The 13,425-nt window shown below is 50.2% G+C and carries 10 protein-coding genes; 8 read left to right on the forward strand and 2 right to left on the reverse strand.

The window, feature by feature from the left end; all coding sequences use genetic code 11:
* Positions 1–50: 50 nt before the first annotated feature.
* Positions 51–623 (forward strand): GNAT family N-acetyltransferase, encoded by a 573-nt coding sequence (locus NG665_RS00060; RefSeq protein ID WP_252673297.1) that lies wholly within the window; start codon positions 51–53, stop codon positions 621–623.
* Position 624: 1 nt separating this feature from the next.
* Here the strand turns inward: NG665_RS00060 and NG665_RS00065 are convergent, their stop codons facing one another.
* Positions 625–1,308: a TetR/AcrR family transcriptional regulator gene (locus NG665_RS00065; protein ID WP_252673298.1), complete on the reverse strand. Its 684-nt coding sequence runs from the start codon at positions 1,306–1,308 to the stop codon at positions 625–627.
* Between the two features lie 118 nt (positions 1,309–1,426).
* Between NG665_RS00065 and NG665_RS00070 the strand changes: the two genes are divergently transcribed.
* The gene (locus tag NG665_RS00070) at positions 1,427–4,339 is read left to right on the forward strand and encodes a YhgE/Pip domain-containing protein (protein ID WP_252673299.1); all 2,913 of its coding nucleotides are present in this window, start codon (positions 1,427–1,429) and stop codon (positions 4,337–4,339) included.
* A 55-nt stretch (positions 4,340–4,394) separates the two neighbouring features.
* Here NG665_RS00070 and NG665_RS00075 read toward each other — a convergent pair whose 3' ends face one another.
* Positions 4,395–5,204, reverse strand: a complete 810-nt coding sequence (locus tag NG665_RS00075) for a CAMP factor family pore-forming toxin (RefSeq protein WP_252673300.1) — start codon at positions 5,202–5,204, stop codon at positions 4,395–4,397.
* A gap of 353 nt (positions 5,205–5,557) precedes the next feature.
* Between NG665_RS00075 and NG665_RS00080 the strand changes: the two genes are divergently transcribed.
* The 6 genes from NG665_RS00080 (at position 5,558) to rarD (ending at position 13,364) form a co-directional block, all read left to right on the forward strand.
* Entirely contained in the window at positions 5,558–7,210 is a 1,653-nt protein-coding gene (locus NG665_RS00080) for an L-lactate permease (protein ID WP_252674115.1), read from the forward strand.
* Between the two features lie 42 nt (positions 7,211–7,252).
* On the forward strand, positions 7,253–8,041 hold the full coding sequence (locus NG665_RS00085; protein WP_252673301.1) for a (Fe-S)-binding protein: 789 nt from the start codon (positions 7,253–7,255) through the stop codon (positions 8,039–8,041).
* On the forward strand, positions 8,041–9,579 hold the full coding sequence (locus tag NG665_RS00090) for a LutB/LldF family L-lactate oxidation iron-sulfur protein (RefSeq protein ID WP_252673302.1): 1,539 nt from the start codon (positions 8,041–8,043) through the stop codon (positions 9,577–9,579). The genes NG665_RS00085 and NG665_RS00090 overlap by 1 nt, the downstream gene beginning before the upstream one ends.
* On the forward strand, positions 9,576–10,226 hold the full coding sequence (locus tag NG665_RS00095; RefSeq protein WP_252673303.1) for a LutC/YkgG family protein: 651 nt from the start codon (positions 9,576–9,578) through the stop codon (positions 10,224–10,226). The genes NG665_RS00090 and NG665_RS00095 overlap by 4 nt, the downstream gene beginning before the upstream one ends.
* A gap of 170 nt (positions 10,227–10,396) precedes the next feature.
* On the forward strand, positions 10,397–12,244 hold the full coding sequence (locus NG665_RS00100) for a BCCT family transporter (protein ID WP_252673304.1): 1,848 nt from the start codon (positions 10,397–10,399) through the stop codon (positions 12,242–12,244).
* A gap of 121 nt (positions 12,245–12,365) precedes the next feature.
* On the forward strand, positions 12,366–13,364 hold the full coding sequence (gene rarD, locus NG665_RS00105) for an EamA family transporter RarD (RefSeq protein WP_252673305.1): 999 nt from the start codon (positions 12,366–12,368) through the stop codon (positions 13,362–13,364).
* Positions 13,365–13,425: the final 61 nt, after the last annotated feature.

Here is a 13,425-nt window from a genome sequence, read left to right on the forward strand (position 1 = left end):
ATCGTCGTTCCGTTACAGGATTAGTTTTCGAAGTGGTTTAAGATAATCTCGTGCTGGATATATATTTTGAAACTTTAACTGCCCTGACCGACGATCAACTTCGAGAAGACATCCTCGCATTGTGGCAACACAATAGTGAGTTGGGAGCATCTGTGGGTGCTCAGCCAGGGGCGCCACGTAGTCGATATGAAGAGCTCCTTGCCGGGCATGAAGAATCGATGGCCGCTAATCGTGGTTGGCTCTATGTGATGCGGGAAAAGCAAACCGATAAGTTACTGGGTTTCGCGTGGTGGATTATTGGCATACCCGAAGGCAATCCGAACCATATCGCTACTATCAAGCGTTTTCAGGTTGATCCCAATTATCAAGGGCAAGGGTTGGGCCGGAAGTTTATGGACTATATCCATTCGGGTGAGGTTCTTGACCAGTTGGGTGAGCAGGTTGATTTCTTGCATCTTCAATTCCGGGCCGGTCGCGGTTTGGGGAAGTTTTATGCCAGTTACGGCTACGAAGTTAATGTTCGCTGGGATCTGATTCGGCGAAACGACGACGGAGAGTATGACGGTTGGCTTGAAATGATGCGTCGCCGAGATGGCGGGCCGTTACCAGGGTTGCGGTTGTAGGTCAGATTGCTACGGTCAGGCGTACGAGCACTGTTGGGAGTGTGCGTACCAAATAGGCGCTTAGGTCTTCGTCGTGGAGAGTTAGGGCCAGATTCATGGATCTGTCAGCTAGGGCGAGGATCATATTGACGGTGTCGCTTGCGGAAATGAGGCTGCGCCGGCCGATATCGGCTAGTTTAGTTTCGATGACGTCAGCAAGTTGTGTTTTGAATTCTTCTGCGCCTTCATGTAGCGGATTGTCTTTTCCTGGCGTGCGTACGAGATAGGTGGAAAATTCGGCAAGCAATAGGTAGAAGTCTCGTGAGATGGGCAGTGCAGAGAGAATTTTCGAGGCTAATAATTTAGTGTTTGTTAGCGTTTTATCGTCGGAAGATCCGTCACTGGATGGTACATCGGCTTGGGTGAATGCCTCCATCGTGGTTGTCAGAATTCGACTCCATTGATCGGCGGCAAGATGGTGAATGAAGTGGTCCATATCGGCAAAGTTAGAATAAAATGCGCCGCGAGAAAATCCTGCCTCTTCGCAAATATCTCCCACAGATGTTCCCAGGATTCCTTTTTTAATAAAGAGAATCGAGCCAGCCTGCAAAAGTTTTTCGCGGGTGCGCTTCCGGCGTGCTGACAGTGGTGTCACTGCAAGTTTTGCGATCGTCTCACGACGAATTGAATGACCTCGGCGTGCCATAACTACTCCTTTATGTATTGACTTTAGTCTACCCCATCACTCGATACAGGTGTGTATTGAATATTGAAGATACACAGGTGTATCGTGAGTTTCGGTTAGACAATGAGGAGTAAACATTATGATGACTCGGCTAAAAGGTCCACGATTAGGGACCGCAATTGTTATCATCGCAGTTGCGTTAATTCCACTGCTATATGCAGGGCTACTAACAATGACCTACCAAAACCCAACGAACCGGCTCAGCGACATGACTGCCGCGATCGTCAACGAAGATCAGGAATACACCGGCACGTTGGTAACAGGCAAGGAAGAAACATTTTCCTTAGGCGAAGAACTCACCGATGCACTCGTCAACCCTGAAGAAGGCCAAGACGTAGGTTTCACGTGGAAAGAAATGACAAGCCACGAAGCACAACAAGGCCTCAACGATGAATCGATTCGCGCTATCCTCTACATTCCGAGTGATTTTTCGCGTAACGTCGCCAAAATCGGTACCGACATCGGCTCCTCGGCAACTCAAGAACTGCGACTCGTTACCGACGACGGCGTCAACTATCTATCCGGAACCATGGCTAAAACCGTCGCAGAGACGATGACGAATCGGATCAACGAACGCGGCGCAAATAAAATCACCGACAGACTCCTCGTCTCGATTGAAAAAGTCCGCACCGGTTTAGCTGACGCTGCAGATGGATCTACTCAACTTTCGAATGCCACAACTAAACTTGACGACGGGGTTACTAAGCTCTCCGACGGTATCGGCAAACTCTCCGATGGTAGCACGCAACTTTCCCAAGGAAGTGGACGCCTCGTCGTCGGCGTTAATGATCTGCTCAATGGTTCGGTAACGTTACGAAACGGACTCGTCGAACTCGATGGCGGAGCCTCCCGGGCCGCAGACGGATCACGAAAACTAGCTGTTGGTCTAACCGATCTTAATAGCGCAATGACACGCGCGGAAAACGGCTCGGGCGAACTCGAACAAGGAGCTAATCAGCTTGCAGCAGGACTGAGCCAACTCTCTGACAAAACCGGGCAACTAGGTGGCGCAATCACACAACTTGCCAACGGCACACAAGCGCTACTACCTGGAGTGCAAGCCTATACCGAAGGCGTCGATAAAGTTAGTGCGGGCAGTGCGCAGCTACGCCAATCGGCAACCGCGCTGCCAGATGCGCTGGAAAAAATGCGTGCCGGTGTAGGGCAACCCGGTGATTTCGACCCAGGCAACCCAGCCTCAGCACAAAGTAGCCTAACAGCTGGATCCGAAGCACTTAGTGCCGGGCTTGAAAAACTCAATGCGGGGGTGAGTGCCGGTACGCCACAAGCACCATCACTCCAAGACGGTGCAACCCAGATTGCAGGTATAACTGATCTTTTAGCAACCACGTTGGCCGACGTCGATCTGAGTAAAGTGCCGCAGTTAGTAACTGGCACCAAGCAGCTCTCGGCTTCGCTAGATCAATACACCCGCAGTGTTGACCAACTCGCAGCCCAATGCCAGCCGGCAGATTCCCAAGTATGCCAAGGGTTAGCACAACTATCAACATCCTCACCACAACTGCGCAGCAGTGCGCAAAACATCGAGGATGTAACGTTTACGTTGGGAACAAAAGCCAAGGCGTTAGAACCGCTCACCGTCATCATGAACCAGCTCGCCCAAGGCGCACAGGCACTTAAAGCTGGCGTAGACCAGGTAGCTGATGGCTCAGGCGCGCTCGTCGAAGGATCCAAGGCGCTCACAGCCAACCTCGGAAATTTGAGTTCGAGTGTAGGCGAGCTGCAAGCTAAGGTTGGTGCTTCGACGTCGAGTCAAGATGGCACACTTATGGGTGGAATAACCGATATTAACGCCGGTTTAGCACAACTTAGTGAAAAGTCAGCACAATTACGCAGCGGCACGCAGCAGTTAGCTGACGGAATCAGCCAGCTAAACGGCAAAGTCCCAGAACTTTCCAGCGGTGTTGTGCGCCTAGATGAGGGAGCAGGCCAGGTATCTCAGGGCGCTACCACACTTCATTCTGGTCTTTCCCAACTTTTAACTGGATCGACGACGGCGGCTAGTTCATCGAACGAGCTTGCAGCCGGTTTGGGTGAGTTGAAAGATGGTGTGGATCGGGCCTCGAATGGTTCGCAGACCTTGGCTGGTGGGCTTTCTAGCGCTCGCGAAGGTGTAGGAGTGTTGAATTCTGGTGCCCAGGAGCTCAACAACGGACTAAATACTGCCAATAGTAAAATGGGTGAATTGACTCAAGGTACCCAGCAACTTCATCAAGGTGCAGATAAGCTACGTGCAGGTTTGGTTGAAGGTGAAGCTAAGATTCCGCAACTGACGAATGCAGAGCAGAATAATGTTTCCGATACTGCAGCTAAGGTTGCCGAAGTTGTTCCAGTTCGCCAACACGCAGTTGCCAATAATGGTGCTGGTTTTACGCCGATGTTTATGTCCTTGGCATTGTGGATTGGTACTATTGCGCTCTTCTTGGTTTTGCCGGCGCTCGATCGGGAGGAACGCGCTCGCGGCCGCTGGATCCAGGCGGTGACTAAGCCGGCGGTAACAGCTACTATCTTGGCGATTGTGCAAGCAGTGATCATGATGGTTGTGGTTAATGCGATGGGTGAGTTGCATGCGGCAAATATTGTTGGTTTGAGTGCGTTGGCAGTGCTGACCAGTATTTGTTTCATGGCAATCAACCAAGCCTGTGTTGCGGCATTCGCCTTCCGCGGCCGGTTCTTGTCAATTGTTTTACTCAGTTTGCAGATCACCTCAATGGGTGCGACATTCCCGATTGAAACTGCGCCGCGCTTCTTCCAATGGATTCATTGGTTCTTGCCAATGAGCGATACTCAGTTAGCGTTCCGATCACTGATTGCTGGTGGCGGTGTTGACGGTATCATCGCCAAGACCGTGATGGTGTTGGTTATCTGGACGCTAGTTTCGGTAGCAGTGAGCTTCTTTGCTTCAAAGGTTCGTACCCAGAAGAATATGTCGATCGTCCATGATGAGGCACTGGCGCCAACCGCTGGTTGAGATAACAGTAGGCTCCCTAGTACATACTAGGGAGCCTACTGTTAGCTTAGAGTGTTTACTCGCCAGCTAACGCAGCTTGGTATGCTGCATCGAGGTCAGCGATTGCGTCACGAACTTCCTTGACGGTCGACTTTGCGCGTAGCTCTACACCTACTGCCTTAGTGATGTGCTTGTTGAGCTCATGGTAGGTAGCAAAAGTCTTCTTTCCTAAGATGTTTGTGTCACGATCCCAGCGAGTCTTCCAGATTTTCTTGGTTAGATCGCGCTTGACGTAGATTGTTGCGATGTCATCGTCGGCAATATCTGGGTAGTTCGAAACACGAGCCACAACCTCTTGAAGATCTTTGATCGACTCTTGGAGCTGTGCTTCGCTTGCCGTCAGGTTTGTCAAACGAATAACCGCGCGGGTAACAGCAAAACCGATTTCAACGTGGGCCGCTTGAACCTTGTTGGTCAGCTTTGTTGTTGCGGTATCAATAGTTAAACCAATATTGGTTGCCAGTTCAGCGCGAGACAAGATTGTTTGAGCATCGAATGCGGTGAGATTACCCGTGGCTATAGCGAGTAATTCTCCTTGCAGTTCTCGAAGCGTCTTGAATAGCTGGTTGAACTCTTTGGTCCACTTGATTTCTGGGCGGACGGCATCGATACCTTGAGCAACCTGCTCAATACTTTCTTTGACGTCCTCAGCTTTGGCCTTCGCCTCTTCTTTAATTTCTTCTGTTTGACTGGAGTCCGACTCAGTCATAACAAAAACACTACTTGAGATTGGAGAAGGAGCAGTAGCAGCCTGAGCCGTTGGCGTTGCAAGGCTAGGCACGATAAGGGTTGTTGATAGTGCTAACGCGATAATTGTTTTCTTCATTGCCTCTCCCAAGAACAAAAATGGAAATTGACATTTCTCCGAAATACGAATATTTCGAAGTAGTTAAATATTATAGAATTATTCAGGATTTGTACAGAGTGTTTCAAATTCCACGCCGAATAATGAGATTGATGACGTGTGGAAAGGTATGAAAGTCCTGTTTTTTATTTAACCAAGGAAAGTCTTACGTTAAAAAAATGGCGGAATATAGCGAAAAAAATTCTACCCACTGTCTGTAATGTCGAAAATAGACGGTATTTACTAAATAAACGTTTGTGTCTCGTGTATTGGTGCAACACAATATAGATGTAAATTTTACGATTGTCCCAGGAGAACTTGTGTATTCAACGGCGATGCATATTGGCACATTCGTGCCCTCAACTCAAGCGATAGCTAACTCAACCGTCCTATCTGCGATAGTAGGCATTTTGCCACTTGTCGCATTCTTCATCATGCTAGGTGTGTTTAAGATGAAAACACACTGGTGTGCCCTCGGATCCCTCCTAATCGCCTTGGTTATAGCGATACTGGGTTTCCAGATGCCAACGATGATGGCGATGAACTCAGTTCTCTTCGGCATCGCATTTGGCATTATGCCCATTCTCTACATCGTCATCTCTGCAGTATGGCTCTACAACCTCACCGTCGATTCCGGCCGCGATCATGATGTTCGTGCAGTTTTCTCCGCTGTTGGTAAAGGCGATATGCGAATCCAAGCACTCCTACTCGGTTTTTCCTTTTGTGGCTTACTTGAAGGCCTCGCCGGTTTCGGAGCGCCCGTAGCTATCGTAGCGGCGATGCTTGTTTCCCTAGGCATTAGCCCAATCAAGGCAGCCCTCGTAACCATGGTGGGCAATGCGATTAACGTCGGCTTTGGCGCAATGGCAATCCCGATCACCACTGCCGGGAAAATCGGTGGCGTCACCGGAGGCGCAGTAGCAAATACCGCATCCTCAATCACCCCATGGATCATCGTTTTAGTTCCATTCCTCCTCCTGTTTATTCTTGACGGAATCCGCGGCGTACGCCAACTGTGGTATATCGGACTGCTACAAGGACTAGTCACCGCTCTAGGTCACTTCGTCGCCGCCCACTTCGTCTCCTACGAACTAACCGCAGTCTTCGCCTCGCTTTTGGGTTTCGCCGTCGTCGCCGGTGGACTAGTCGTTCTCAACCCAACCACCCCACAAGAATGGCGCTCCGAAGTCAGTGACGAAGAAGTGCCAAGCGCTAAACGAATCACACTCGCACTGATGCCCTATTGGCTCGTCGTCATCATCTTCTCCATCGCCAAGCTGTGGACTTTGGGAATCAACGTTCCCCAAACTCTTGCCAAAACAACGATCGCCGTGCAATGGCCGGGTCTATACGGTTCCCTACTAACAAGCACCGGCGAACCATCATCAGCAGCAATTCTGAGCATCCAAACCCTGGCAAGCCCTGGAACCATGATCGTTTTGACTGCACTGATCGTCTCTGCCGCCTACGCGGTAGCATCAACGCCTCGTTTTAAGTTCTCATTTACGCGTGGCATCGCAGTTTTATTCCACACGATCTACACACTGCGCTGGTCACTGGCCACGATCGCCCTAGTTATGGCCCTGGCATACGTCATGAACTTCTCCGGGCAAACCGCAGCAATCGGCGCCGCACTGGCTGGAACCGGAGCCGCCTTCGCATTCCTCTCTCCAATTCTGGGATGGATCGGAACAGCAGTAACCGGTTCTGCAACCTCAGCCAATGCACTATTTGCCTCCCTACAGTCCACTGCTGCTGCTGGAGCAAACCTCGATCCACATATCCTTCTTGCCGCCAACAGTATTGGTGGTGGAATCGGCAAGATCGTCTCCCCGCAAAACCTCGCGATTGCAGCCACCGCGATCGCCAAGCCTGGATCCGAAGCAGAAATTCTACGCAAGGCAGCCCCATTCTCTGGTGGCCTGCTACTGGTCTTGTGCCTATTGACGTTCCTTGCAACCCAAGGCGTCATACCAATTGTTCAATGAAGTATTCAACGTCCAATGATGCACCGATAAGAAAGAAAAGAAATGAAAGTAGCACTATTTGCAACCTGTATTGCAGATGCCATGTTCCCGCAGGCACCGCAGGCAACCATGCATTTACTCCAGCGACTTGGCGTTGAAGTAGATTTCCCACAAAGCCAAGCATGCTGTGGTCAGATGCATGTCAACACTGGATACTATCCAGAAGCAATGCCACTGATTAAGAATCACGTGAAAACCTTTGAGCCAGTTCTCGACGGCGAATGGGACGCTATCGTTGTACCATCCGGATCATGTACTGGTTCGATTCGCGAACAACAAGAAATGGTTGCCACCAAACTAGGCGATGACGCACTGGCAACCAAGGCAAGCGCAATTGCTAAGAAAACCTATGAACTCTCCGAGTTCCTCATCGACGTGATGGGTATCGACGACGTCGGGGCATACTTCGCACACCGAGTCACCTACCATCCCACCTGCCACTCACTACGTGTTGCCAAAGTTGGGGACAAGCCGTTGCAGTTGTTACGCAAGGTAGAAGGCATGGAACTTGTTGATCTACCAAGCGCCGAATCGTGCTGTGGCTTCGGTGGCACCTTCGCATTGAAGAATCACGAAACATCGGCGTCGATGCTCACTGACAAAATGAATAACATTATCGCAACTAAGGCTGATGTATTGGTTGCCGGTGACTATTCATGCTTGATGAATATCGCTGGTGGACTATCTCGAAACCGCGCTGGTATTCGCGCGATGCACCTCGCTGAAGTTTTGGCGGGCACAAAGAATGAGCCATGGATGGCTCCAGAATCAACCACGAAAGCTGGTGTGTAATGGCTACGTTTCTAGGAATGCCAGGCAGTTTGGCAAAGTTGGGCAAGCATGGTCAAGAACAATGGGTTCATGGCCAACCGCTACCGGAGCAGACGTTGGAATGGGGAGCAACCTTCCCTACCGGTGCAGCAGTAACGCTTCGCGATAATCAGCTACGTAAGAATCTACGCCACGCGACGACGACGATCCGCAACAAGCGAGCTATGCGCGTTGCTGAAATGCCTGATTGGAAAGCGTTACGTGAGGCGGCCTCAGCAATTAAGCACCAGACCATGAGTAATCTTCCGCAGTTGCTGGTCCAATTGGAAGAAAACGTCACCAAGCGAGGCGGTATCGTCCACTGGGCTCGGGATAAGAAGGAAGCAAACGAGATTATTCTCAGCATTTTGCGGGAGAAGAACACTACTGAAGTGGTCAAAGTTAAGTCCATGGCCACCCAGGAGATCAACCTTAACGAAGAGCTTGAAAAGCACGGTATTACTGCTCACGAAACTGACTTGGCAGAAATGATCGTCCAGCTGGGCAAAGATATGCCATCGCATATTGTTGTTCCAGCAATTCACCGTAACCGCGCTGAGATTCGTGAAATTTTCAACCGGGAGATGGACGATCTTGAAGAACCGATCGAAACAACTGAGCCGCGTGTACTTGCTATGGCTGCACGTGCACATTTGCGTGAACTGTTCTTAAAGACGAAGGTTGCCATTTCGGGTTCTAACATGATGATTGCCGAAACCGGAACTCTTTCGGTTTACGAATCTGAAGGCAACGGCCGAATGTGTTTAACTCTTCCCGAAACCTTGATTTCGCTTGTGGGTATCGAAAAGCTCGTACCAACCTTCCAAGATGCCGAAGTGTTTTCCCAGCTCTTGCCACGCTCGGCGACCGGTGAGCGGATGAACCCATACACCTCGATGTGGACTGGTGTGACCCCAGGTGATGGTCCACAAGAATTCCACCTCATCTTGTTAGATAACGGCCGTACGAAAGTGTTGGCTGATGAGGTTGGCCGCCAAGCATTGCACTGTATCCGGTGCGCAGCATGTATGAATGCCTGCCCAGTGTATGAACACGTTGGCGGACACGCCTACAACTCAGTTTATCCTGGCCCAATCGGTGCCATTCTCACCCCGCAACTTCTAGGCTCAATGGATCATAACGATCCTGCCGCTACATTGCCTTATGCGTCGTCATTGTGTGGCGCATGCTACGAGGTATGCCCGGTCAAGATCAATATCCCAGAAGTCTTAGTTGATTTACGCCATCGGATCACCGAAGCCAACCGTGGGGGCATCCCAGATGTTTGGGATGTGGCGATGAAGGCCTCATCGAAGATTATGGGTGACGGTAAGCGTTGGGCTACCGCAACTAAAGGCATGAAGGCGGGCCGTGTTGTTGCAGGCAAGAATCGCAAGATTCACAATGTTCCTATTCCATTAGCAAATCGATGGACGATGGTTCGAGATATCCCAGCTCCACCAGCTCAAACTTTCCGGGAATGGTTAGCTGCTGAAGAAAAGAAGGAGAACAAGAAGTGAGCGCACGTGAAGTAATATTGCAACGCATTGAAGATGCGCTTGCTTTGTCCCAAAGGGAACCAGCCGGTGAGCCACCACGTGACTATATCCGCGAAGGGCAATTCCCACCGGGCGCACCAGAAGTAATCGAAGATCTAGTCGAAAAGCTCGAAGATTACACCGCCGTCGTCGTCAAAACAAACGAAGCTGGTATCGCAGATGCAATCGATAACTTCCTTGACGATGTCACCGAAGTTGTTGTTCCAAGTGGTCTAGCCCAAGATTGGAAGGAAGCGGCGCGACGTAAGGGCCGCCATGTGCAAGAAGATTCTCGCGAACAGGCCCTGGGTAACTATGATCTAGACAAGGTCGATGCAGTTGTGACCGCATCGCGCGTTGCGATCTCGATGTCTGGAACAATTATCCTTGACGGTGAACCAGATCAAGGCCGCCGCGCCATCACCCTGGTTCCCGATACGCACGTCATCGTGCTGTATGCCAAGGATGTTTATCCAACAGTTTCTCAAGCAGTCACAGTGCTAAATGAACACCCAACTCGGCCAATCACCTGGATTGCTGGACCTTCAGCAACCTCTGATATTGAGCTGGTGCGTGTAGATGGTGTTCACGGCCCACGCAACTTGCGAGTCATTATCGTCAACGACTAAGCCGATGATATTTACCTGGTAGTGCGGAGTAAAACTTAGAGTTTTACTCCGCACTACTCTATGTCTGGCATATCAAACATAGAGCTTTTATTTGTGTGACCTTTCGTTAAAAAATGACATATTTTCATTAAAATCTTGGATATTATTTTACTATCCGGAAGAATGAGCCCATGGACACTGATATGAACAATGGAAGTAATAACTACGAGCCAACTGAATCTAAGCCGTTAGATCCAACGTCAAGTGCAACATCGGAACTAGCCGCCATTCTTTCGGTTGAAGAACATATTAACGCCGCAGATATCCAAGAAGAGCCTATTGAATTAGCATCAGAAACAGATGACACCTCGATTTCCTGGTCGGTTGTTATTCCAGCGATGATCCTGATTTTGGCTGTTGTTGCGTGGGGCCTAGGAGCACCGGAGAACTTCTCCCAAGCATCTAGTGTGGCCTTTGGCTGGGTCTTAAATAATTTAGGCTGGGCATTCGTCTTGTTTACAACAGTCTTTGTTATTTTCGTTATCGTCGTAGCGGCAAGTAAATTTGGCGCGATCCGACTCGGTGCTGCCGATGAACAACCCGAGTTTTCCAATACTTCATGGGTTTCGATGATGTTTGCTGCTGGAATGGGCATTGGTTTGATGTTCTATGGAGCCTCCGAACCATTAGCTTTCTATCGAGACGGCGTTCCAGGGCATAATACTCACGAAGTCGGAACCGCGATGGCAACTGCGATGTTCCATTGGACGCTTCACCCCTGGGCAATGTATGCCATTGTTGGCCTAGCGATTGCGTATTCAACTTATCGCATCGGGCGTCCGCAACTCATTTCGGCCACCTTTACTTCGTTGATCGGAGAAAAGCACGCCCAGGGTCTTGTAGGAAAAATGATTGATTCCCTCTCGATTTTTGCAACTGTATTCGGAACAGCTTGTTCACTTGGACTTGGTGCATTGCAAATTCGGGCCGGTATTGAGGCCGCTGGGTTCGTAGAAAATCCTGGAACAGGCTTGATCATTTCGATTGTTTCTGTGTTGACGTTGGCGTTCTTGCTTTCGGCAATGTCTGGTGTAGGTAAAGGCATCCGAATCTTATCTAACGTCAATATGATCCTAGCTGCGTCCTTGGCAGTGTTCGTCTTTGTTTTCGGGCCAACAATCGTCCAGCTCAATCTTCTTCCCGGATCGATGGGCTCTTATGCGTCGCAGTTCTTTGAGATGGCAGGCCGTACTGCATCGGCTGCTGATGGTACTGCGGGAGACTGGATCTCATCATGGACCATCTTCTATTGGGCATGGTGGGTTTCATGGTCCCCATTCGTAGGCATGTTTATTGCTCGTATTTCGCGCGGCCGCACGATTCGTGAATTCTGTACTGGAGTGTTGCTGGTACCAGCAGGTCTTTCTACCGTATGGTTCGCTATCTTTGGTGGCACCGCGATTAGTTTGGAACAAACCGGACAATCTATTTATGAAGATGGATCTTCTCAAACCCAGCTCTTTAACTTACTCCATTCGATGCCAGGCGGTTTCGTGATGGGTATGATTGCCGTTGTTTTGCTGGCAACCTTCTTCATTACCTCCGCAGATTCAGCCTCTACCGTTATGGGTTCACTATCCCAAGGCGGGCGTACCACAGCAACCCCGTGGCTGACGGGTTTGTGGGGACTAGTCACGGCATTAATCGGTTTGACTCTGCTCGTTTCTGGTGGCGATCAAGCGCTGAATTCGATCCAAGCAGTGACCATTGTGGCCGCAACGCCATTCATTTTCATCGTGCTTGGCTTGATGTTTGCCATCGTCAAAGATCTACGAAACGACGTGATCTACCTAGATCAGCGCGAACAAGAAAAGTTCAACCGTCAATTGGCTGTAGAACGCCGGCACTTGCGTGAACGTGAGGAAATCCTACGAGCTAAGAAACGAGTTTCGCGCATGACCCATCCAACCGCTAAAGGTGCGGCTAAGGCGGCAGCTAAAACAGGCGGAAAAGCCACGGCGAAAGCTGATCGTAAATAGTGCAACTTCACAGTCACTCGTTGAGATAGTCACGAGGTATAGCGACTAAAGTGATGGGCAGGATCTTATAACAGATTCTGCCCATCACTTTTCCACCTCGTTGTTAGTATTGCGTGGTCCTATGTCTAATCGTGGCGTTATCATCTCCTTGTTGTCCTCAGTTGCGTTCGCGATGTTTTCATATCTTTCATCGCTGGTAGCTCCCCTTAGCGGAATAGAATTATGGGCATGGCGGATGTTGATGACCGTTCCAGGGGTACTTCTCGTTCTTGTGATGACGAAACGGTTTTGGTGGTTTACCAATGAGATTCGCCAAATACGCCAACATCCGAAGAAACTGATTGCGTATGCTTTTTGTGCCCCGATGCTCGCCGGCCAAATGTGGTTGTTCGGTTGGGCTCCGCAGGCAGGGAAAACCCTCGATGTTGGGATGGGCTATTTCCTTATGCCACTCGTCATGGTGGTATTGGGTCGATTCTTATATCACGAGCGCATGACTCGACTCATGCTTATCTCCACGGTTATTGCCGCAACTGCCGTGGCATGGGAGATGTGGCGTGCCGGTGGAATTGGCTGGGTGGCAACCTTTATCGCCATTGGGTATCCGGCATATTTCGTGGTGCGTCGCTATTATGAGACCGACGGCGTAGGCGCACTTGCATTGGAAATGACGTTAGCGTTACCGCCGGCGTTGTGGGTTGCGTTAAGTCAGCATTCGCTTGAGAGCGCATTTTCGTCACTATCGCTCGTCGTGGTTTTGTTAGCTCTAGGTGCACTGTCTGTTTTCGGGGTTATTACTTATGTTTTAGCCGTTAAATGGCTATCGTATGGCATGTTTGGCTTACTCTCGTACGTCGAGCCGGTGCTTGTTATTATCGTTGCCATTATTTTGGGCGAACGTATTGATCCGCTGCAGTGGTGGACGTATCTCGGTATCTGGCTGGCAGTCTTCTTGCTGGGTGTTGACGGCGTGATCGCGTTGTCGAAGAAAATTCGTTGGTCTGTTCCAGCGGTTCGTCCGTGGCGACGCCGGCGCCCACGTCGTCGTCGCAGTGAAGTTGATACCTGGGCGCGTTTCCGACGTAACCGTAAGGGCCAGCTGGTTGAAAAACCGCGGTAGATCCACCCCGCGGGCGCGTATGTGTTAGATTGAGTTTCTATAGCCATAGAGATCTAGACGA

This window comes from Arcanobacterium pinnipediorum, assembly GCF_023973165.1.
GTDB lineage: Bacteria > Actinomycetota > Actinomycetes > Actinomycetales > Actinomycetaceae > Arcanobacterium > Arcanobacterium pinnipediorum.